Source organism: Sulfuricella denitrificans skB26 (assembly GCF_000297055.2).
Classification (GTDB): Bacteria; Pseudomonadota; Gammaproteobacteria; order Burkholderiales; family Sulfuricellaceae; genus Sulfuricella; species Sulfuricella denitrificans.
The window spans coordinates 1587775-1608256 of sequence record NC_022357.1; the positions used below are offsets into that span (position 1 = coordinate 1587775).

Here is a 20482-nt window from a genome sequence, read left to right on the forward strand (position 1 = left end):
TAAAGTAAACAAGCAAAAGACGAATTCTAGCTGCTATCCCTGATTGTCTGCAAAGGGGGCTGATTCAGCACGCTGTAGCAACCTGCGATTCCGGCAACACCGATAGCCGCTGCACCGGCCAGCATCCCCACCGGCAACAGCCAGAAGTTGAACACATAGGGCAACGACAGGATTCGGGTGCTCAGGATATAACTCGTTCCGCTCGCGCCAAGCGCGGCGACCAGCCCGGCCAGCATACCTATCCCGGAAAACTCGGCGAACAGTCCAGCCATCAGTTGCCGCCTGCTTGCTCCCAGAGTGCGCAATATCGCCGTCTCGTATACCCGCTCATCACGGGTGGCAGCAATTGCGGCATACAATACAGTGAAGCCCATCACCCAGGTGAACAGGAAAACGAATTCGACCGCGCCGGCAACCCGATCCATGATGGTGCGTACTTCGTTCATTACGGCGGCCACGTCGATCACCGTCAGATTCGGAAACGCCTTGACCATTTCGTCGAGCAGCACTCCCTGCGCTTCAGGCAAATGGAAACTGGTGATATAGCTGGCGGGAAATTTTTCCAGCACACCGGGCGAGGCGATCACGAAGAAATTGACGCGAAAGGAATCCCAGTTGACCTTGCGCAGATTCACTACCCGCGCGCTGAAATTCGTACCGCCGACACTGTAACTCAGTTCATCACCCAACTTTATGCCGAGCGTCTGGGCGATACCCTCCTCGACCGACAGTTGAGCACTGCCATGCCCACTCTGAGGCCACCATTTTCCGGCGACAAGCTGATTTTCATCAGGCAGGAGACCCGACCAGGAAAGGTTGAATTCCCGCTCAAGCAACCGTTGCGCGCGCTGATCGGGATATTCCACGGTAGCTACCGGCTTGCCGTTGACTGCCAGCAACCGGCCGCGCACCATCGGGTAGAGCAGCGGCGGAGGCAAGTGGCGCGCATGGAAAAATTCTCTCAGTAACTTAACCTGATCGGGCTGAATGTTGATCACGAAACGGTTGGGCGCATCGGCCGGCAGCGTGGATTGCCAGCTTTGCATCAAATCGCCACGCACTACGGTCAACAGAAGCAACATCAGCATTCCCAGGCTGAAAGCACTCACCTGCGCCACGCTGCCACCCGCCCGCCGTGCAATGTTGGCCAGCCCATAGCGCCACGATGCGGCGGCCTGGCGACGCATCCCGGACAATGCCCTGATCAGCAACAGTGCCAGCAGTGCAGCGACCAGGGTGGCCGCAAACAAGCCCGCCAGCGCATAACCGCCCAGCCTGACATCCCCGGCCTGCCACAGCACCAGCCCGGAAATACCGGCAAGCCCCAAAGCAAAACCGAACAAACCGAAGCGTCCGGGGGGGCCGATCTCGCGGCGCAACACGCGCAGGGCAGGGACATGCTTCAGCTGCTGCAGAAAAGGCAGCGAAAACCCCAATAGCGTCACCATGCCGGTCAGAATTCCCTGTACGGCCGGCAGCATCGACGGCAGGGGCAGATCGGCGGAAATCATGTTGCCCAACTGATGCGCCAGCACCATCTGCCCGAAATAACCAAGCAGACAGCCGATCAGGCTGGCCAGCATGCCAAGCAGGAGAAACTGGATCAGGTAAAGCCGGAAAATAAGCCGCTGCTGGGCACCAAGGCATCGCATCACGGCGCAGTTGTCGAGATGTCGAGCCATGAATCTGCGTGTCGCCATGACCACCGCTACTGCCGCCAGAATAATACTGGTAAGCGCAGCCAGACCGAGAAAACGCTCCGCCCGCGACAGCGCAGCGCGGATTTCCGGGCGAGCGTCCGACACCCCTTCCAGACTCTCGCCGCGCTTCAGCCGCGTTGCAGCCCAGGCGCGGAAGGATTCAACAGTGACGGCTTCTCCTGCAACCAGCAGACGATAGCTGACGCGGCTGCCTTCCTGAATCAACCCGGTCGCCGGGATATCCTGAATATTCATCAGCAGGCGCGGCGCTATATTAAAAAGAACACCGGCACGATCCGGCTCCCGGGTCAGAATGGCAGACACGGCCAGATGACTTGTCCCTACTTCCAGTTCTGCGCCGGCACCCGCATCCATCTGATTAAACAGGCGCTGGTCAGGCCATACCGAGCCGGTTTCCGGAATCTCGCTACTAACGCGATCCGGGGCGTAGGGCAGCTGCGTCACTCGCAGCTGCCCACGTAGCGGATAGTTGCGGCTCACCGCCTTGATTTCCGCCAGCTGGGCGCGTTCCCCATGCAGTACCATGCTGGGGAAACTCAGTGTGTGAGCCGTCTGCAGACCACGCTGCAACGCCTCGCGCTCAAAATCTCTATCCAGCGGATGGTCCGAGATCAGCGCCAGATCTGCACCCAACAGCATATTCGCCTGTTGCGCCAATGCCCGCCCGACTCGGTCGGTAAAGAAACCGACCGATGTGACGCTGGCCACTGCAATCACCAATGCAACGGCCAGCACGCGCAGTTCCCCGGCACGCCACTCGCGACGCAGCATACGCAGAGAAAGGGCAAAGCTGTTCATGCAAGTTCCTGAACTAGAACACCTCTATCAAGGTGCAGACGTCGCTTACAGCGTTGCGCCAGACTATCGTCGTGGGTCACCAGGATTAGCGTGGTGCCGTGTTCCTCGTTCAGCTGAAATAGCAGGTCAATGATGCGTTCGCCAGTCGCACTGTCGAGGTTGCCTGTCGGCTCATCGGCCAGCAACAGGCGCGGGTTGACAGAAAAAGCACGGGCAATTGCCACGCGCTGCTGCTCGCCGCCAGAGAGCTGGCGCGGATAATGGGAAGCCCTCTGCGCCAGCCCTACCCGCTTCAGCGCAGCACCCGCCTCAATGCGAGCGCCATTCACCCCGGCAAGTTCCAGTGGCAGCATCACGTTTTCCAGCGCAGTCAGCGCCGGCAGGAGTTGAAACGACTGGAATACAAATCCAACGAGGCGTCCGCGCAAGGCTGCCCGTCCATCCTCATCGAGTGCAAACAGATCGGTGCCCTCAAGCAAAACCTTGCCGCCGGTGGGCATATCCAGGCCCGCCAGCAAGCCGAGCAGGGTGGATTTTCCCGAACCGGAAGCACCCAGCACAGCAACCGATTCGCCCGGCGATGCCGAGAAATCAAGCTGATCGAGGATAATTAACGGCGCGCCCTCGCTGGTCACTTGCTTGGTTAGCGCAATTGCCTGCACAATAAAATTTTGATGGGATGCATTCATGGTTATGCGCCTGCTTTTGATCGTCTGTTTCCTGCTCTGGGGCGTCGCGGCCCAAGCCACCCAATCCGCGCCAATCATCCTGGTGTTCGGGGACAGTCTTTCAGCTTCCCACGGCATTCCTGCCGACAGCGGCTGGGTGTCCCTCCTCGAGCAGCGGATACACCAGAAACGGCCCGGCTACCGGGTGATCAACGCCAGCATCAGCGGTGAAACCACGAGCGGCGGCCGTTACAGAATCGAACAGGTTTTGGCCGAGCACCGGCCAGCGTTGGTAATCCTGGAACTGGGAGCGAACGACGGATTACGCGGACAGCCGCTTGATGCCGCCGCATCCAACCTTAATGCCATCATTGCTGCCTGCCGCAACTATAAAACCCGTGTGTTACTGATCGGGATGCGCCTTCCTCCCAATTATGGCAGCACCTATTCCGCCAAGTTCCAGTCTATCTACCAACAGGCAGCGCAGCGTCACAAGATCCCACTGCTTCCCTTCCTGCTTGAAGGTTTTGCCGACAATCCGGAACTATTTCAGGCTGATGGACTGCATCCCACTACAGCTGCGCAACCGCTGATCATGGAGAGAGTTTGGAAACATCTGCTGCCGATGCTGGCAAAGTCAGGATAAATGCCGCCCCACCCAAACTGCTTTCCACTACGCGCACTTCGCCTTGAAGCAGCTGCGCGAAAGCCTTGACCAGGGAGAGTCCCAGCCCGGACCCACCAGACAGTGTTCGACTTGGATCAAGACGGGCAAAGCGCTCGAAGATCTTGTCACGCATTTCTACCGGAATACCCGGGCCATCATCCTCCACTCGGATTTCCACATGGGGTCCACTGGTGAGGGCTGTTAGCAGAATGGTACCGCCGGCTGGCACGTACTTGAGTTCATTGTCGAAAAGGTTGGCGAAAATCCGTGCCAATAACTGGCGATCGGCTTCGATGTTAAGATTTGGGGCAATCCTGCCTTGAAGGGTGAGCTGCCGTTCTTCGGCAGAGGGTATGTATAGTTCAATGAGTTCTTCCAGCAGCCCGGACAGGTCCACGGTCTTTTTTCTCACCCGCATGACACCCGCCTCGGCTTGGCTGAGAGCAAGCAAGGCATTGACAATATTCTGCATGTTCTGGATTTCGTCGAGCACTCTTTCAAGAGTGGCACGATGCATCTCACTATCGTCATGTCGCAATGCATCTTCAACATCAGCTCGCAAGCGCGTCAACGGCGTTCTTAAATCGTGAGCGATATTGTCACCGGTCTGTCGGGAGCTTTGAGTCACCGAAACCAGTTGGCGACGCAACAATGCCTCTTTCTGTTGCTGCCGCCGTCGTTGTAGCCACCAAAAGCCGGCAACCCCACCAAGCAGGCACAGCAGAAGAACCAATGAAAGCCACACCCCGAACACTTACGCTTCCGGACGCAAGATATAGCCGCGTCCCCGCACTGTGTGCAGCAGGGGAGTGGCAAAGGATTTGTCGATTTTCTGACGTAGTCGGCTGATGTGGACATCCACGACATTGGTCTGAGGGTCGAAGAAATATTCCCAGACATTTTCCAGCAGCATGGTGCGCGTCACCACCTGACCGGCGTGACGCATCAGGTATTCCAGCAGGCGAAATTCGCGCGGCTGGAGATCGATTTCCTGGCCGCCTCGGGTCACATTGCGACTGAGCAAGTCCATTTTAAGATCAGCAAGTTCCAGCATGGTTTCCGGACCGCTGCCAAAGCTCCGCACACGTCGCAGCAGCGCCTCGATCCGCGCCAGCAATTCGTCAAAAGAGTAAGGCTTGACCACATAATCATCGCCACCGACACGCAAGCCTTCCACCCGGTCGTCCACCTTGCCGAGTGCGCTCAGGATCAGAGCTGGGGTACGTCTACCCTGATCCCGCAGCGTCTTCAGAACCGATAGCCCATCGCGTCCGGGCAACATGATATCAATCACCCACAGGTCGTGATCCCCGGCCTGAGCCTGCTGCAAGCCACGCTCGCCGTCATGGGCCAGCTCGACGGCGTAGCCAGCTTCCACCAGCCCACGTTTCAAAGAACCCGCAGCAGCCTCATCGTCCTCAATAATCAGCAACTTAACCATGATCCACCCGTTTGATTATCTATAATCAACATTAATATTTGTTTGTATTATTTTGTTTAATAATCACTTTACAGATATTCCAGGCTTTCCGGCACACAGCGAACCGATCACACCTGCATAGTCGAAACCCTGCTGGTTGAATATCTCCAGCACGCTTTCAACCTCTTCCTGGGCGCAAGCCACCAGCAACCCACCGCTGGTTTGTGGATCGCACAGCATATTTTTCTGCCATTCCAGCATGGTTGCGGGCAAAGTCACCTCGTGCCCATAACTCGCCCAGTTGCGTGCAGCCGCACCCGGCGCATAACCCTGTTTTGCCAAGTTCAGCGCTACAGGGAGCAAGGGCAAACGATCGAATTCGACCTCGGCAGCCAGTTTGGAACCGTGGCAGATTTCCAGCAGGTGACCCAGTAATCCAAAACCGGTAACGTCGGTCAACCCATGCACGCCCGGCATGGCAGCCAGCACCGACCCTGGCGTGTTGAGCTGAGTGGCGCTGGCTATCATCTGCTGATAACCCTCCTCAGACAGCTCGTTTTTCTTCAGTGCCGCGCTCATAATGCCGATGCCGAGGCCTTTCCCAAGAATCAGCGCATCGCCCGCCTGGCCCCTGTCGTTGCGCTTGACCCGGTCGGGATGGACAATACCCAGCGCTACCAGCCCATATATTGGCTCAGTAGAATCGATCGAATGGCCGCCGCCGATCGGAATGCCCGCCTCCGCGCACACCGATTCACCGCCTTTGAGGATTTCACGGATTACCTCGACCGGCAGTTTGCCGACCGGCATGCCGACGATGGCGAGCGCCATGATCGGCTGGGCTCCCATGGCGTAGATATCGGAAATCGCATTAGTGGCAGCAATGCGTCCAAAATCGAACGGATCGTCCACGATCGGCATAAAAAAATCGGTTGTCGCAACAATCGCCTGCGCCGCATTCAAGCGGTAAACTGCAGCATCGTCGCTGGATTCGATCCCGACCAGCAAGTCTGGGAAAATCGCGCGCGCTGGCATAGTGGAAAGGATTTCGCTCAAAACCGCCGGAGAAATTTTGCAGCCGCAGCCCCCACCAGACGAGAACTCTGTTAACTTGATATCCATATTATAATTTTTAGACCTTTAAATTTCTCTTGAAACCTAATGAATTTCACAAGCAATGATCGCGGGCATAACATCCTTGCAGCCGAGGGCTTAACCCTAGCACAGTTGGCCCAGTTTGACGACATCATCGATGTACGTTCACCTTCCGAATTCCGAGAGGACCATATCCCGGGAGCCGTAAATTTTCCGGTGCTGAATGACGAGGAGCGCGCACGGGTCGGCACCATTTACAAACAGACTTCAGCCTTCGATGCCAAAAAAATCGGCGCGGCGCTGGTTGCGCGCAACATCGCCGACCATGTGGAACGGCAATTTTCCGACAAGCCAAAAAACTGGCAGCCTCTAGTCTATTGCTGGCGCGGTGGTAGCCGTAGTGGTGCGATGACGCATATTCTGAACCAGATCGGCTGGCGCGCCCAGCAGTTGAAAGGCGGTTACAAAGCCTACCGCACCATGGTGCTGGCAACATTGCAAACCCTGCCCGGCCGTTACAGCTACCGGGTCATCTGCGGGCCTACCGGTTCCGGAAAAAGCCGCCTGCTGGCCGCGCTGGATGAATTGGGTGCACAGGTACTGGATCTGGAAGGACTCGCCGCCCACCGCGGCTCGATCCTGGGTAACCTGCCAAATGCTGATCAACCGCCGCAAAAGCTGTTTGAAAGCCGACTCTGGGAAGCGCTACAGAAATTCGCCCCTGACCATCCAGTTTATGTGGAAGCAGAAAGCAAAAAAATCGGCAATATTCGGGTGCCAGACGCCTTGCTGGAAGAAATGTGGCAACGTGGTCAGTGCGTCCGTGTCGAAATGGCACAGGAACAACGCATCGCACTGCTCAAGGAGGAATACGTTCATTTCCTCGAGGATCCGGAAGCGCTTTGCAACAAACTGGACCACCTGACCGGAATACACGGCAAGGGTGTAATACAAAAATGGCAGGCGCTTTCCACCGGACTGGCCTGGGATGAACTGGTCGGGGAACTACTGGGAAAACACTACGACCCCGCCTACAATAAATCCACTGCAAAACATTATACTCAGTTCGACGAGGCCCTCATTCTCCGCCCTGCAGACATCAGCATGGAAGCCTTCCTCGAAGCTGCCAAGAAAGCAATGCTTGAGTAAGATCAAGCCATACCTTGACTCAATGGGATAAGGTGGTACGCTTAAAACTGGTCTTGTTCATCCACTCTAAAAGAGGGCAATATGACTACCACTTGGATTCTTGTCGCAAATGCCAGTGAAGCACAACTCTACGCCAACACGGGAATCAGCAAGGGGCTGGAGAAGGTCGCCGCCTTCGACCATCCCGATAGCAGAAAAAAGAACTCGGACCTGGTAACCGACCGATCCGGACACATGCAAAGCGCAGGAAACGGCCATGGTGCCCACCAGCCAACCACCTACCCGAAGCAGCACGAGCACGAAATTTTCGCCCGTGAAATCGCGCACCATATCGAGCAAGGCCGCACCGGCAACCAGTATCAGCGCCTCATCGTGGCCGCAGAGCCCCACTTCCGCGGTCTGCTCAACAACACGTTCAGCACCCAGGTACACAGCCTGATCAGTGAAAGCCTGGACAAGGACTACACCAAGGCCACCCAAAAAGAACTGGCAGTCCACCTGGAAAAACTCATCTACCTATAAGTGCCAGCGGCCCGCTAACTAGTAGACTGCCCCGCGCCCCGTTACCACACAGGCTTGCCAGCGCAAGGAAGCGCCAACCAAAAAAAAGTGGGCGAAATATCCGCCCACTTTTTTTGAAACTGCTTCATAGTCCTACAGAATCTTGAACCTGTACACGACACCGATAGTGATGAGGTTGGCATCGATTTTCCCGGTGGTAGTTTCGTGACCCATGTTATTAATACGTTCCCACTCCATGCGCAGGCCAACATCTTTGTTCACGTTGTACTGTACGCCCAGACCATAAGTAGAATTAAAGCCATCAGCGCCATTGCTAGCATTTACACCATTTTTGGTCGTATCGTCATTCACGCCCCAACGATGCATACCCAACTTGCCTAGCAGAGAAAAACTTTCATTGAAATCGTAGTTGCCAACCAGATCAATCAGGTAAGCCGTGCTGGTCGCCCTGGAGGATGCGTTAGCGGCATTAAATGTTCCGCTGATAGTTTGATCGCCTAGCTTTGCATAACCAAGTTCCAGACCAAGGTTTTTGTTGAATGGAATACCCAGAAAGATTTTCCAGGCATTGTCGGATTTGTCCGTTGAAGTGGGCGTAATTCCGCTCAGATTGTTATCGTTGCTGAACTGGGTATTGCCAACAGAAACACCAATCCAGTTAGGTGTATCCTGGGCTACTGCGGTAGTGACTGCTCCGGCAGTCAGACTGGTAGCAAGCGCTGCGATGGCTAGGCCCTTGATCTTCATAACATCCTCCAAGTGGTTTAAATTTAAAGCAATTTTATTAATTTTTTTGCTACGATCGATTTGCGATGAAACCTGAGCGCAGAATGAGTAATGCTATCGGAAAAAGCCTGCCTGTCAAGAAGAATTAATCCCAGTCCCAATCCTGGAATAATTATCCACCTATAACAACTTCCAGCGGCCCACCACTTCGTAAGATGACCCGCTCTCGCCCGACACTGATCTGACGAGGACAAAATCCCTAGCGCGCCATTCAATTGCCCCGGCCAGGAGCGGATTTTTCCTGCAATCGGCCTTACGCAGCAGAGTGATGTGTGGCACAAAGGACTTGGTGTCGAAACGGAACCCCGCGCCAAGTAACTTTTCCCGCAAAGAGTCGATCAGCCGCACCAATTCCACAGGTGTCTCACCGGGTGCGGCCCAGACGATCCGATTATGAGGCCACCAGCCAAAGCGTGTTAAGCCGATATTGAACTCGGGGACCCTGATCTCCCCGGCCAATTCGAGCAGATCGCCAATCCGCTCAGGCCCGACCTCGCCAAGAAACGCCAAGGTAAGGTGGATCGTTTCCATACGTGTAAGCCGTCCGCCACAAATTCCGTACAAACACTGCCCTGCCATGACCAACTCTGCAGAGGCTGCCGCACTGGGCCAGAGGGCGAAAAACAAACGCGCCGAAGTGGGCTTTATATGAGACTTGCGAGTCGAGGGCTCGTCCCGCTTTCCCTTCGAAATAGAGTCAGGAGGGGCACAAACAATCGCGGTGAATTGATGATTCATCATCAGGGACGGCGGCTCGGCATGGCTGTATAAACTTATATTGTTTTATCTTCATGATTCTTTAATTAAGGCTATCAATGGGCATCATTCCTTACGCCACCATTTGAGAGCGAGTGGATCGTGCTTACATTCAGTCCTACATTGTACGGATATCGTAGCCGATCTCCCACAACATCACCACTGAAAACAATATCATTAGGCATATTAAAAGATGCTAATATTATATTAAATAATGCTTTTAAAATGCACTGGCTTTCACAGATCCAAGCATGTAAAAATAGACCTCAGCAACAATGATTGGATAGTAGACTCCACCCATCAGTCCAAGTGTCAGGCACTTGGACTCTGCCGCGTGCGAAGGCCTCCTTGAATAGCCAATAACCACTCAAAATATTATGGAGGCACAATGTCGCCTAAAGTCAAATCCGTTCTTTATATCCGCCTGCCCTGCTGGAAAATCTATCCTGGTGGCGTCATTTATGTCGCCGATTATATTCACAAGCAGCGCCCGGACATCCACCAACACCTTCTTGACCTGGCTTTGATTGAGCCATCCGACCGCAAGCGCGTTTTAAAGGAACATCTGCGCACACTGCGCCCGGACGTTGTGGCTTTTTCATGGCGCAATATGCAGTCCTTCGGTCCCCACCCTGAAGACGATGCACTCGGCGTCGTCATGAACTTCGACCATTCGCCGAAGTTGTATCGAAGACTGAAAGCGGCCAAAGATTCGCTGACCATCATCTATGACTATGTGGCCAGCCGGCTGCGCAACTTCGGCTACATGAAGCTGGTCAAGCAGATGCTGCCTGACACACGTGTCGTGGTCGGAGGGACGGCAGTGTCGATATTCGGTAAATATGTCGCCGAGAAATGCCCGCCCGATACGGTGATCGTCATCGGTGAAGGCGAGGACACCATGCTATCGATTGTCGATGGTTTCACCCAGCCGGTCGGCGAGTACTTCTACAAGAACCGCTCAGGCCAGGTCGATCATCGCGCCCGCACGGAAACCTTCGATTTGCGCAAGCTTACGGCAGTCGATTTCGCTTACGTCGAATCGATTTTTCCTGACTTCCACCGTTATATCGGCGATGACATCGGCGTGCATACCAAGCGGGGATGCCCTCTTCAATGTCACTTCTGCCTGTACAACAAAATCGAGGGCGCCATGCAACGCTACCGCGAGCCGGCCGAGATCGCCAATGAGGTGGAAGCACTGCACAGGCGATACGGCGTCAAGCGAATCTGGTTCACTGATGCGCAGTTCTGTTCGACGAAAAGGAGCACCCAGCATGTCGAACTTATCCTGGACGAATTGCTGGCAAGAAAAATCGATATCAACTGGTCGGGGTATCTGCGGCTGAACCATCTGACGCCCGAAATCGCGCGGAAAATGCTGGCAACGGGAATGAGCAGCGTTGACCTGTCTTTCGCCGGATCCCAGGAGATCATCGACAAACTGACCCTGGGCTATTCGCTGGAGCAACAGATGGAGGCCTTCCGCATGTTCCAGTCGAACGGGCACACCGATCAAAAGATCAAACTTTACATGCCCTTGAACGCCCCCGGGGAAACCGTCCAAACCCTGCTGAAGACCGTCGAGAAGATCAAGGAACTGTATGAGATGTTCGGTCGCGACAACGTGCTGCCATTCATTTTTTTCATCGGCGTTCAACCCGGTACACCGGTGGAACGTCTGCTGATCAGCGAGGGCTATCTCAAGCCGGGCTACAACCCGCTCACTTTCAATCCATTTCTCATCAAAAAGCTGCTATACAATCCGCAACCGCTCGGCCGCCTGATAGGTCGCGCCTACCTCGAAGCAATCGAAACATCCGATCCGAACAGCGAGTATATTGGCCGTGCCACGATGGATATCATCGAACGGGAGTTGTCCAAGCCGGAGGTGGTGGCCGCTTGCGGGGGTGATTCTTCGCGCCAACCCGCCGATGAGCTTGCTTCATGTTCATGCAAGGCATAAATATGCGCGCATATCGCCTCTGAAAAAAACGCTGTGTTGCCTGTTGCGCTGGTGCCGATTTTTGTCAACAATAGTGCCATGCTCAACACGGTAACTTCCATGCTCGACCGACCCGTTTCAGATTTTGAACTTCCCTCGACCGGAGACAAGCCATTCCGCTTATCCACGGTCAAAGGAAACCCCGTAGTACTGTACTTCTATCCCAAAGACGCCACTCCCGGCTGCACTACCGAAGCGCAACAGTTCCGCGATCTTTATTCGGAACTCCAAGCCCTCGGCTGTCAAATTTATGGCATCTCGCGCGACAGTCTGAAGTCCCACGAAAATTTCAAGTCGAAACAGAATCTGCCGTTCGAACTGCTCAGCGACAAGGAAGAAGCCGCCTGCAATCTGTTCGGCGTCATCAAAATGAAAAGTATGTATGGTAAACAGGTCAGGGGCATCGAACGCAGCACCTTCGTCATCGATGGCGAAGGCGTGTTGCGGCGCGAGTGGCGCGGCGTAAAGGTCGCCGGCCATGCCCAGGAAGTGATTGATTTCATCGAGGCGCTTAAATAAGGGGTTCCCAATGGCACGAAAGTCACACATCCATTCCAAGATATTTGTTCTCGATACCAACGTGCTGATGCACGATCCGTCTAGCCTGTTCCATTTCGATGAACACGACATTTTCCTGCCGATGATCACCCTGGAAGAGCTGGATAACAACAAGAAAGGCATGACCGAGGTCGCGCGCAATGCGCGCCAGGCCAGCCGCTTCCTGGACGAAATCGTCACCGGCGCCCAGACCGCGATGGAAGATGGCTTTCCTCTCTCCATCAACGATCGCAATTGTAGCGGGCGCCTGTTCCTGCAAACCAAACAGATGAACGGCGAACTACCCGCTGGCATGCCGACCAGCAAAGCTGACAACCAGATCATCAGCGTGGTGATGCACCTGCAGCAGCAATATCCCAAGCGTGAGGTTATCCTGGTGTCGAAGGACATCAACATGCGCATCAAAGCCCGCGCCCTGGGCTATGCCGCGGAGGATTACTTCAACGACAAGGTGCTGGAAGACACCGATCTGCTTTATACCGGACTCAAGGCGCTGCCGCAGGATTTCTGGGAACATCACGGCAAGGGCATGGAATCCTGGCAGGAAGCCGGGCATACCTTTTACCGCATCAAGGGGCCGCTTTGTTCCAGCCTGATGATCAACGAATTTGTCTATTTCGAATACGACAACCCGTTCCACGCCATCGTCAGGGAATTAAACGGCAACACTGCCGTGCTGGAAACTGTCAAGGATTTTACTCATCTCAAACACAGCGTCTGGGGCATCACCGCGCGCAACCGTGAACAGAATTTCGCCCTCAACCTGCTGATGAACCCGGAGGTGGATTTTATCACCCTGCTCGGCCAGGCCGGTACCGGCAAGACACTGCTCACCCTGGCCTCCGCCCTGACGCAGACGCTGGACCACAAGCTTTACAGCGAAATCATCATGACCCGTGTCACCGTTCCGGTCGGGGAGGATATCGGTTTTCTGCCCGGCACCGAGGAAGAAAAAATGGCGCCGTGGATGGGTGCGCTGGAAGACGACCTGGACGTGCTCAACAAGACCGACGAGAATGCCGGCGACTGGGGACGTGCCGCGACCCAGGACCTGATTCGCTCGCGGGTCAAAATCAAGTCGCTCAACTTCATGCGTGGCCGTACCTTCCTGAATAAATTCCTGATCATCGACGAGGCACAGAACCTGACACCGAAGCAGATGAAAACCTTGGTTACCCGCGCTGGCCCCGGCACCAAGGTGGTCTGTCTAGGCAATATCGCGCAGATCGACACCCCCTACCTGACCGAAGGCAGCTCGGGCCTGACTTACGTAGTAGACCGCTTCAAGGGGTGGGAACACTCCGGCCACGTCACGCTGATGCGCGGCGAGCGTTCAAGACTGGCGGATTATGCGGCAGAGGTACTTTAACCCGGAGATTTCAGGGGTTGAACAGGGTGCGCCATATGCACCCTGCTTCAATCCAGTCTAGCTGTCTTTGTGCATTTCATAATACCGGGCAAACAAGGCTTCCAGCTCGTCGATCGCCTCGACGGCTGGCTTGCCGTGCATGACATGCTTCATCATGAAACCTGAAGCTTCGTGCAGCAACTTATCAGTATTCAGCATCGGATAGGTTTCCCTTAGCCGCTTGATCGCCTTGACCACAGACTCTTCAGCAGGACGGGGAATAGCCAGGGGTTCCTGAGAAACAGAAATGTCTACAGCCGGATTACGGGCGGCAAGAAATTCGACAAAGGCAAATACGGTATTCTGCTGCTCTGCTGGAAGCGTTTCTAACAGGCGCAGCAGTTTCTTTTCTTCGGGTTTCATGGATAATTTACTTCAGCGCGTCGGTCGTAAAATCCAGGAAAGACTGCAACAATTTGGAGCGGAATTTTTCCGTAGCATAAACTACCGACAACGGCCTGATCAAGCGCGGCTCCAATGGAACGGCGACCAGATCACCAAGTTTGACTTCCTTGAGAATGGTAGCTCGCGAAACGATGGCAATACCCAGCCCCGCCTCAACCGCCCCTTTGATCGCTTCCGGACTCCCTAGCTCCATTGCAATATTCAAGTCCTCCGGTGAGAAGCCGGCTCGCCTGAAGAAATCGTCCACCACTTCGCGTGTGCCTGAACCGGCTTCGCGGCTGATGTAAGGCTGAACGGCAAGTTTCTCGGCCGATGCAAAGGAAAGCTTTGACAACTCATGTTGCGCCGAACAGATCATCACCAGCTCATCTTCACAGCACACTTCCGATTTCAGGCTGGGATGATGGGAAGGTGCCTCAATCAGGCCAATGTCGAGCGTGTGGTCTGCGACCTTTGATTCGACTGTTTCCGAGTTTGCGACCGTGAGCCGTGCCTGGACTTGTGGGTAACGCGCCTTGAAATCCCCCAGCATGCGCGGCAGCATATATTCCGCGATGGTCGTGCTGGCACCGATCATCAGCGTGCCACCGACCTCCCCCGTCATTTCCGTCAAACGGGTTTCCATTTCCGCAGTCAGGTTCAGGATGCGCTCGGCGTATTCCATCGCCAGTCGCCCTGCCGGCGTCAGAGTAATCTTGCTGTGACTACGCTCGAACAAACGGGTATTGAAATGCTCTTCCAACTGTTTGACCTGAAACGTAACCGCAGGCTGAGTCATGAACAATATCTCGGCCGCTTTGGTGAAACTCAGTTGTTTAGCAACGGTGTAAAACACCTGAAGTCGTCGGTCTGCCATAGGTGCTCATAAAGGAATTTAATGGACGCATATTCAAGCACAAATTGAATCGCAAAGATAGGGCAAACCCTAACTTTGATTGGCCACATGGCACCCCGCATGGTTTCATGGTATAAAGCTGGGGCTTACTTTCTGTACCTGAAAAATGAACGGAAACTCACCAAAAAACAGATGAAGCGCGGCTTTTATACTATTCTGTCGGCACAGTTTTTTTCCGCATTGGCCGATAACGCTCTGCTGATTGTCGCCATCTTCGCCCTGCGCGACATGCATGCCCCGCAGGAATACGAACCCCTGCTCAAGCTGTTTTTTACCGTTTCCTACGTCTTGCTCGCTGCGTTTGTCGGCGCTTTCGCCGACTCGATGCCCAAAGGCCGGGTGATGCTGATCAGCAACGGCGTCAAAATCATTGGCTGCCTGATGATGTTCTCCGGCGTGCACCCGCTGGCCGCCTACGCGGTCGTCGGCTTGGGCGCCGCCGCTTACTCCCCCGCCAAGTACGGCATCCTCACTGAACTGCTGCCGCATCGCCTGCTGGTGGTCGCCAACGGCTGGATCGAAGGGCTGACAGTGATGGCTATCATACTCGGCACCGTGGTAGGGGGTCTGCTGGTCAAAACTGACATCGCTCTAACCCTGTTGAACTTCGATTTCCCGATGATCGACACCGGCATCGACACGATCCCGGAAATGAGCATAGGCATCATCGGATGCATTTACCTGATTGCCGCAGCTTTCAACCTGTACATCCCAGATACCGGAGTGGACCACCGGATCCTGAAAAAAAACCCGCTCTTTCTGTTACACGATTTCAACCACTGCCTAAAGTTGCTGTGGCGCGACAAGCTGGGCCAGGTGTCGCTTGGTGTCACCACCCTGTTCTGGGGAGCAGGCGCTACCCTGCAATTCATCGTCCTGAAGTGGGCAGAGGTGGCGCTGAATATGGACCTGTCCAAAGCCAGTATGCTGCAGGGGGTGGTGGCGGTAGGTGTCGCAATTGGTGCGGTGTTGGCAGCAAAAATGGTTACGATGCGCAAATCGGTGAAAGTCATTCCGCTTGGAATCGCCATGGGACTGATCGTTCTCGGCATGAATTTCGTACACGACCTGTGGATTGCCGTGCCGCTCCTGGTTCTCATCGGCGCTCTGTCGGGTTTTTTCGTGGTGCCGATGAATGCACTGTTGCAACATCGCGGCCACATCCTGATGGGCGCAGGCCATTCGATTGCGGTGCAGAATTTCAACGAAAACCTGTCGATCCTCGCCATGACCGGCCTCTATGCGTTGCTGATCCATTTGAATTTGTCACTCTATGCAATCATCGCACTATTTGGGCTATTCGTGAGCGGCATGATGTATTACCTGAAAAAGCGGCACGAGAACAATCAGCGCCAGTTTGACGATGTCGCGCTGCTCGACGACACCCGGAACTAACGCCTTGTTATTTATAGCACGATGGGCTTGTCCGGCAGTTCGTTCTCATTGACCCCGCTCGCCGGATAATGCCGAACCAGATGGCTGGCCACTGCACGAATCCCCTCCACCACGCCTTGTCCGAAAAGCCCCTGACGGAACGAATGTTCCATCTCCCGACAAATCGCTTCCCAGCCCGGCTGCCCTACATCGCGATGGATGCCTCTGTCGGCAACAATTTCCACCCGGTGGTCAGCAAGCAGAAGATAAATCAGCACGCCATTATTACGCTCGGTATCCCACACCCGTAGCTGCGAAAACACCTCGACGGCGCGCTCACGGGCGCTGCGACCATAAAGAAGCGCCATTGGGTCGAGCGCCGCCTCGACGGCGAAGCGAATCTCTCCATAATGGGTCGTTTCGGATTCCCCGATCGCCGCTTCGATGGCTCGCATCGTGTCCGGAGGAAATGCCCGCTTCATCCGCCATGGGGGTGTCAACAAATGCCTGAATAGACGTTTGATCATCATTTTTTTCACCAATTTCCCGATGCGCCGCCGCCACCAAAACCACCTCCGCCGCCACTAAAACCGCCACCGCCACCCCTCGGCCAGCCGCCACCGCCGCTGGACCAACCCCCGCCACCGTGACGACCGAGTAGTGTAAAGATGAAAACGAATAAACCGGCCACCAGCGCCATCATCAGCGAGGCGAACAATAGCCAGGCAATGACGACTGCGATCGAACCGGCAACAAGCCCACCGACAAACGGGCCGAGCAGGGCGCGCATTGCGCCCCCCACAACGACTGCAAGAACGAAACCGATGGCCAGCCAATCTCCCCCGCTTCCGTCTTGTGATCGAGAGGATTTCTTCTCTGGTAACGGCTCGCCTTCGATGACCTTGATGATGCGATCGACCCCAGCCTGGATGCCGCCGAAATAATCATCCTGCTTGAAATGGGGCGTGATTATTTCACTGACGATGCGCTTCGCCACCGCATCGGGAATCGCACCCTCAAGACCGTAACCCACTTCGATGCGCAATTTTCGATCGTTCCTCGCGATCAGGAGCAGCGCGCCATCATCCACACCCTTGCGCCCGAGCTTCCAGGCGTCTGCCACACGGATAGCGTATTGCTCGATGGTTTCAGGTTGGGTAGTGGGAATGATCAGAACGGCGATCTGGCTGCCTTTTCTGTTTTCAAAGACTTGCAGGGTTTGCTCAAGCGCTGCCTGCTGTTCGGGTTGCAGCGTCCCGGTCAGATCAGTGACACGCGCGTTGAGGGGCGGCACCGCCACCTCTGCCGCCGCCCCTGGTGCGCAAAGCAGCCACAGAACGGCGACCAGGCTGGTCAGCCAGACCTTACTTGACGGTCGCTGCAACACCAAAATCCACCTTGGGTGCGGTGGAAATTTCTTTCTCGTTTTCCACGCTGAAGTTGGGCTTGGTCTTGAAACCGAACATCATCGCTGTGAGATTGCTGGGGAAGGAGCGCACCGTCACGTTGTAATCCTGTACCGCCTTGATATAGCGGTTACGTGCGACGGTGATGCGATTTTCAGTGCCCTCTAGTTGCGCCTGCAAGTCGCGAAACACCCCGTCGGCCTTGAGTTGCGGGTAGTTCTCCGATACCACCAACAGGCGGGAAAGCGCGCTGCTCATCTGAGCCTGCGCCTGCTGAAATTTGGCGAAAGCCTGCTCGTCGTTAATCAGCTCGGGGGTCGCCTGAATTGACCCCACCCTGGCACGCGCATCGGTGACCTGCGTCAGCACCTCTTTCTCGTGCGCGGCATAGCCCTTGACCACGTTCACCAGATTGGGCACCAGATCGGCTCGGCGCTGGTACTGATTAAGCACTTCGGACCAGCTCGCCTTGATCTGCTCGTCAGTGGATTGCAGCGTGTTGTAGCCGCAACCGCTCAGGAACAAGGACAGCAACAGCATCATGATTAATAGCCAGTTACGCATAACGATCTCCTGAGTGGACAACAATGCTTATTTATATAGTAGCTGATTCCTTGGAGCACAAGTCCTGCATGGTCTGTTTCGCCAGGCACAAATCTTCCCATGCCCTGGCCTTGTCTTGCAGTGTGCGCAGCAAGTACGCGGGATGATAGGTCACGATCAACGGAATACCCTGGTAGGCGTGCACCTTGGCGCGAAGGCTGGCGATTGTCGCCTCGTGTCCCAGCAGCGCTTCGGAGGCGACTTTACCCAGTGTCACGATCAGCTTCGGCTGGATCAGCTCGATCTGGCGCTTGAGGTAGGGCAAGCATGCAGCAACCTCAACTGAGTTAGGGTTACGGTTGTTGGGCGGGTGCGACTTCACCACGTTGGCGATATACACATTAACACCTCGCTTCAGTCCGATGCTTCTCAGCATGTTATCGAGCAGCTTGCCGGCCTGGCCGACGAAGGGTTCCCCCTGAGCATCCTCGTCCACGCCGGGCGCCTCGCCGATAAACAGCCAGTCGGCATTCTCGTCGCCGACGCCGAACACGCCCCGAGTGCGGCTCTTGTGGAGTTCGCAGGCGGTACATCCTGCCACTGCGGCTTTAAGCTCAGACCAATCCATGGCGCCTGCGTCAACTAGACCAGGCGCATCAGCCACCTCTCCGCGAGCGCGCCACACCGGCCCCAGCCCCATTTCTTGCAGAAAGAGCTCGCGCCTGCCCGTCATAACGACAATTCCATCAGAACCGCATCCTCGCGCCCATTTTCGGCCGGATAGTATTTCTTGCGCACGGCGATTTCCGAGAAACCGGTGCTCAGATAAAGCTGGCGCGCCGCAATGTTGGAAGGACGCACCTCCAGCAACATGATTTCGGCATGATAATCGCGCGCCCGATTGATCAGTTGGTGAAGGAAGCGCCTCCCCAGCCCCCTGCCCTGCCAATCCGGTGCAACACCCAGGTTGAGCAGATGCGCTTCGCCCACAGCCACCATCATCACGCTATAGCCAATCACGAACCCGCTGAGCTCGTACACCCAGCAACTGTAGCCGGCATTGAGCGAGTCTCGGAAGTTACCGTAGGTCCAAGGAAAAGGATAAATCTCGTATTCAATCGCAACCACCGCCTCGATATCTTCGTGGCACATGGGGCGGATAGAGACAATTTCCTGAAACTGGGCGCTCATCGCTCACTCGTCTTCAACGCGACTTTATTCCGGATATACAACGGCGCAGCTTCAGCCGCATCCATACCCAAGCCGCGTTTGAATTGCACAGCACCCAGCACAGCGATCTGCGCCGCATGGGGCAAGACATCAGGCATCACCTCGATTAGCTGCCCGGCATAACGGCTGCGCAATATCTCGCCATGAGCCGCAAAGCCATTCCCGCAACCGGTCCAGTGTTCGCCTGCGACGTCCGGCGTCTGCTGCGGCGAACTCAATCCAGGCGCTATCAGGGTACGCCACTCACCTTCGGTTTTTTCGTACACCCCATGGTAAACCTCGCCCATGCGCGCATCCAGGCAGGCGATCACGCGGCTTGCGCCCGAAGCTTCGGCCAGCGCAAGCAGAGTACACACCCCCGCCACCGGCAAATCCGCACCGAATGCCAAACCCTGCGCCACCCCACAACCGATGCGCAGACCAGTGAACGACCCCGGCCCTTCACCGAAAGCAATGCCGTCCAGCGCCTTCAAATCCAGCCCCGCCTCGGTGAGCACATCCTGCACCATCGGCAGCAGCAGCTCGGAATGGCGCTGTCCTGCCAGTTCCTCGCGCACGGTCATTACACCGTCCAGCCACAAGGCGACGGAACAAAGCTCGGTAGAAGAGTCGAGAGCGAGAATTTTCATGATGCAAATAAACAGAAAGTGATAAGGCGCATTATACCGCGCCGATTCATAAACCCAGATAGACCTCGAATTCCATCCGCTGCCACGGGTTGCTGCTTTTCTTCAAACGGGTGATACGCGCTTCCGCTTTAGAACCGCGATCCATGAAGCGCGCCAGCGCCTCGTTGTCGGCGCGTGGTACGTAGCCGAGCTTGTGACCTTGCCACTCGACACGCACCGCTTTGGCGTCGTAAGTATTGCCGGGTTCACGGACGAGATGAAGGGCGTCCCCCACCTTCATTTCGCTCCACAACTTCTTGCCTTCATAGTAGCGAAATCCGGCCAGAGGTGAGCTTTGCAGCAGGATTTTGGCGTTTGTACCGGGCTCGGCGCTGGCCGGCACGGTGAGCAGCGCCAGCAGCAAGGCCGCGACAGGGATCAGGGGTAATCTGTAACTGGACATAAGCT

23 protein-coding genes are annotated in these 20482 nt (G+C 55.5%); 7 read left to right on the plus strand and 16 right to left on the minus strand.

Going from position 1 to position 20482, the window contains the following annotated elements:
• Positions 1-26 precede the first annotated feature (26 nt).
• A complete protein-coding gene (locus SCD_RS07795) occupies positions 27-2519 on the minus strand; it encodes an ABC transporter permease (protein WP_009205647.1) in 2493 nt (830 codons plus the stop codon).
• On the minus strand, positions 2516-3208 hold the full coding sequence (locus SCD_RS07800; protein ID WP_009205646.1) for an ABC transporter ATP-binding protein: 693 nt from the start codon (positions 3206-3208) through the stop codon (positions 2516-2518). The genes SCD_RS07795 and SCD_RS07800 overlap by 4 nt, the downstream gene beginning before the upstream one ends.
• On the opposite strand from SCD_RS07800, the gene SCD_RS07805 reads away from it, so the two are divergent.
• Entirely contained in the window at positions 3207-3833 is a 627-nt protein-coding gene (locus SCD_RS07805) for an arylesterase (RefSeq protein WP_009205645.1), read from the plus strand. The genes SCD_RS07800 and SCD_RS07805 overlap by 2 nt on opposite strands.
• Here the strand turns inward: SCD_RS07805 and SCD_RS07810 are convergent.
• From SCD_RS07810 to selD, 3 genes are all read right to left on the minus strand, one after another.
• A complete protein-coding gene (locus SCD_RS07810; RefSeq protein WP_084607475.1) occupies positions 3781-4608 on the minus strand; it encodes a sensor histidine kinase in 828 nt (275 codons plus the stop codon). The two genes, SCD_RS07805 and SCD_RS07810, sit on opposite strands and share 53 nt — an antisense overlap.
• Complete coding sequence (locus tag SCD_RS07815) at positions 4609-5295, minus strand: response regulator transcription factor (protein WP_009205643.1); 687 nt, start codon at positions 5293-5295, stop codon at positions 4609-4611.
• 63 nt (positions 5296-5358) lie between these two features.
• Complete coding sequence (gene selD / locus SCD_RS07820; protein WP_009205642.1) at positions 5359-6396, minus strand: selenide, water dikinase SelD; 1038 nt, start codon at positions 6394-6396, stop codon at positions 5359-5361.
• Positions 6397-6435: 39 nt separating this feature from the next.
• On the opposite strand from selD, the gene mnmH reads away from it, so the two are divergent.
• Together mnmH and SCD_RS07830 are read left to right on the plus strand one after the other, a co-directional pair.
• On the plus strand, positions 6436-7518 hold the full coding sequence (mnmH, locus tag SCD_RS07825) for a tRNA 2-selenouridine(34) synthase MnmH (RefSeq protein ID WP_009205641.1): 1083 nt from the start codon (positions 6436-6438) through the stop codon (positions 7516-7518).
• A gap of 81 nt (positions 7519-7599) precedes the next feature.
• A complete protein-coding gene (locus SCD_RS07830; protein WP_009205640.1) occupies positions 7600-8040 on the plus strand; it encodes a host attachment protein in 441 nt (146 codons plus the stop codon).
• A gap of 132 nt (positions 8041-8172) precedes the next feature.
• Here the strand turns inward: SCD_RS07830 and SCD_RS07835 are convergent, their stop codons facing one another.
• Both SCD_RS07835 and thpR read right to left on the minus strand, forming a co-directional pair.
• On the minus strand, positions 8173-8787 hold the full coding sequence (locus SCD_RS07835; protein ID WP_009205639.1) for an outer membrane beta-barrel protein: 615 nt from the start codon (positions 8785-8787) through the stop codon (positions 8173-8175).
• Positions 8788-8946: 159 nt separating this feature from the next.
• Entirely contained in the window at positions 8947-9567 is a 621-nt protein-coding gene (thpR, locus tag SCD_RS07840; RefSeq protein ID WP_084607477.1) for an RNA 2',3'-cyclic phosphodiesterase, read from the minus strand.
• A gap of 403 nt (positions 9568-9970) precedes the next feature.
• Here thpR and SCD_RS07845 point away from each other — a divergent pair, with 403 nt between their 5' ends.
• The 3 genes from SCD_RS07845 (at position 9971) to SCD_RS07855 (ending at position 13514) form a co-directional block, all read left to right on the plus strand.
• Complete coding sequence (locus SCD_RS07845) at positions 9971-11548, plus strand: B12-binding domain-containing radical SAM protein (protein WP_009205637.1); 1578 nt, start codon at positions 9971-9973, stop codon at positions 11546-11548.
• A gap of 99 nt (positions 11549-11647) precedes the next feature.
• On the plus strand, positions 11648-12106 hold the full coding sequence (locus tag SCD_RS07850; protein ID WP_023506892.1) for a peroxiredoxin: 459 nt from the start codon (positions 11648-11650) through the stop codon (positions 12104-12106).
• 10 nt (positions 12107-12116) lie between these two features.
• A complete protein-coding gene (locus tag SCD_RS07855) occupies positions 12117-13514 on the plus strand; it encodes a PhoH family protein (protein ID WP_009205635.1) in 1398 nt (465 codons plus the stop codon).
• Between the two features lie 57 nt (positions 13515-13571).
• Here the strand turns inward: SCD_RS07855 and SCD_RS07860 are convergent, their stop codons facing one another.
• Positions 13572-13916, minus strand: a complete 345-nt coding sequence (locus tag SCD_RS07860) for a hypothetical protein (RefSeq protein ID WP_009205634.1) — start codon at positions 13914-13916, stop codon at positions 13572-13574.
• Positions 13917-13923: 7 nt separating this feature from the next.
• Entirely contained in the window at positions 13924-14814 is an 891-nt protein-coding gene (locus SCD_RS07865; protein ID WP_009205633.1) for a LysR family transcriptional regulator, read from the minus strand.
• Between the two features lie 171 nt (positions 14815-14985).
• On the opposite strand from SCD_RS07865, the gene lplT reads away from it, so the two are divergent.
• Positions 14986-16248, plus strand: coding sequence for a lysophospholipid transporter LplT (gene lplT / locus SCD_RS07870; RefSeq protein WP_023506893.1), 1263 nt, complete (start codon positions 14986-14988; stop codon positions 16246-16248).
• 11 nt (positions 16249-16259) lie between these two features.
• Here the strand turns inward: lplT and SCD_RS07875 are convergent, their stop codons facing one another.
• Genes SCD_RS07875 through SCD_RS07905 form a run of 7 tightly spaced genes read right to left on the minus strand, consistent with a single transcriptional unit; the run spans position 16260 to position 20477 of the window.
• Positions 16260-16757, minus strand: coding sequence for a TPM domain-containing protein (locus tag SCD_RS07875; protein WP_041673838.1), 498 nt, complete (start codon positions 16755-16757; stop codon positions 16260-16262).
• 5 nt (positions 16758-16762) lie between these two features.
• Positions 16763-17614, minus strand: a complete 852-nt coding sequence (locus tag SCD_RS07880) for a TPM domain-containing protein (RefSeq protein ID WP_009205630.1) — start codon at positions 17612-17614, stop codon at positions 16763-16765.
• A complete protein-coding gene (locus SCD_RS07885; protein ID WP_009205629.1) occupies positions 17592-18197 on the minus strand; it encodes a LemA family protein in 606 nt (201 codons plus the stop codon). The genes SCD_RS07880 and SCD_RS07885 overlap by 23 nt, the downstream gene beginning before the upstream one ends.
• A gap of 31 nt (positions 18198-18228) precedes the next feature.
• Positions 18229-18909 carry a uracil-DNA glycosylase gene (locus tag SCD_RS07890; RefSeq protein WP_009205628.1) on the minus strand — a complete coding sequence of 227 codons (681 nt, stop codon included), beginning with the start codon at positions 18907-18909 and terminating at the stop codon, positions 18229-18231.
• Positions 18906-19367, minus strand: coding sequence for a ribosomal protein S18-alanine N-acetyltransferase (gene rimI, locus SCD_RS07895; protein ID WP_009205627.1), 462 nt, complete (start codon positions 19365-19367; stop codon positions 18906-18908). Before rimI ends, SCD_RS07890 begins: the two co-directional genes overlap by 4 nt.
• Positions 19364-20035 (minus strand): tRNA (adenosine(37)-N6)-threonylcarbamoyltransferase complex dimerization subunit type 1 TsaB, encoded by a 672-nt coding sequence (gene tsaB, locus SCD_RS07900; protein WP_009205626.1) that lies wholly within the window; start codon positions 20033-20035, stop codon positions 19364-19366. Before tsaB ends, rimI begins: the two co-directional genes overlap by 4 nt.
• Before the next feature lie 46 nt (positions 20036-20081).
• The gene (locus SCD_RS07905) at positions 20082-20477 is read right to left on the minus strand and encodes an HIRAN domain-containing protein (protein WP_009205625.1); all 396 of its coding nucleotides are present in this window, start codon (positions 20475-20477) and stop codon (positions 20082-20084) included.
• Positions 20478-20482: the final 5 nt, after the last annotated feature.

What these genes read in the sequence shown, in the direction of transcription:
- SCD_RS07795 (WP_009205647.1), bottom strand. Translation starts at nt 2,519, where the DNA reads ATGAACAGCTTTGCCCTTTCTCTGCGTATGCTGCGTCGCGAGTGGCGT.
- SCD_RS07805 (WP_009205645.1), top strand. Translation starts at nt 3,207, where the DNA reads ATGGTTATGCGCCTGCTTTTGATCGTCTGTTTCCTGCTCTGGGGCGTC.
- SCD_RS07800 (WP_009205646.1), bottom strand. Translation starts at nt 3,208, where the DNA reads ATGAATGCATCCCATCAAAATTTTATTGTGCAGGCAATTGCGCTAACC.
- SCD_RS07815 (WP_009205643.1), bottom strand. Translation starts at nt 5,295, where the DNA reads ATGGTTAAGTTGCTGATTATTGAGGACGATGAGGCTGCTGCGGGTTCT.
- selD (WP_009205642.1), bottom strand. Translation starts at nt 6,396, where the DNA reads ATGGATATCAAGTTAACAGAGTTCTCGTCTGGTGGGGGCTGCGGCTGC.
- mnmH (WP_009205641.1), top strand. Translation starts at nt 6,436, where the DNA reads ATGAATTTCACAAGCAATGATCGCGGGCATAACATCCTTGCAGCCGAG.
- SCD_RS07830 (WP_009205640.1), top strand. Translation starts at nt 7,600, where the DNA reads ATGACTACCACTTGGATTCTTGTCGCAAATGCCAGTGAAGCACAACTC.
- SCD_RS07835 (WP_009205639.1), bottom strand. Translation starts at nt 8,787, where the DNA reads ATGAAGATCAAGGGCCTAGCCATCGCAGCGCTTGCTACCAGTCTGACT.
- thpR (WP_084607477.1), bottom strand. Translation starts at nt 9,567, where the DNA reads ATGATGAATCATCAATTCACCGCGATTGTTTGTGCCCCTCCTGACTCT.
- SCD_RS07845 (WP_009205637.1), top strand. Translation starts at nt 9,971, where the DNA reads ATGTCGCCTAAAGTCAAATCCGTTCTTTATATCCGCCTGCCCTGCTGG.
- SCD_RS07850 (WP_023506892.1), top strand. Translation starts at nt 11,648, where the DNA reads ATGCTCGACCGACCCGTTTCAGATTTTGAACTTCCCTCGACCGGAGAC.
- SCD_RS07855 (WP_009205635.1), top strand. Translation starts at nt 12,117, where the DNA reads ATGGCACGAAAGTCACACATCCATTCCAAGATATTTGTTCTCGATACC.
- SCD_RS07860 (WP_009205634.1), bottom strand. Translation starts at nt 13,916, where the DNA reads ATGAAACCCGAAGAAAAGAAACTGCTGCGCCTGTTAGAAACGCTTCCA.
- SCD_RS07865 (WP_009205633.1), bottom strand. Translation starts at nt 14,814, where the DNA reads ATGGCAGACCGACGACTTCAGGTGTTTTACACCGTTGCTAAACAACTG.
- lplT (WP_023506893.1), top strand. Translation starts at nt 14,986, where the DNA reads ATGAAGCGCGGCTTTTATACTATTCTGTCGGCACAGTTTTTTTCCGCA.
- SCD_RS07875 (WP_041673838.1), bottom strand. Translation starts at nt 16,757, where the DNA reads ATGATGATCAAACGTCTATTCAGGCATTTGTTGACACCCCCATGGCGG.
- SCD_RS07885 (WP_009205629.1), bottom strand. Translation starts at nt 18,197, where the DNA reads ATGCGTAACTGGCTATTAATCATGATGCTGTTGCTGTCCTTGTTCCTG.
- SCD_RS07890 (WP_009205628.1), bottom strand. Translation starts at nt 18,909, where the DNA reads ATGACGGGCAGGCGCGAGCTCTTTCTGCAAGAAATGGGGCTGGGGCCG.
- rimI (WP_009205627.1), bottom strand. Translation starts at nt 19,367, where the DNA reads ATGAGCGCCCAGTTTCAGGAAATTGTCTCTATCCGCCCCATGTGCCAC.
- tsaB (WP_009205626.1), bottom strand. Translation starts at nt 20,035, where the DNA reads ATGAAAATTCTCGCTCTCGACTCTTCTACCGAGCTTTGTTCCGTCGCC.
- SCD_RS07905 (WP_009205625.1), bottom strand. Translation starts at nt 20,477, where the DNA reads ATGTCCAGTTACAGATTACCCCTGATCCCTGTCGCGGCCTTGCTGCTG.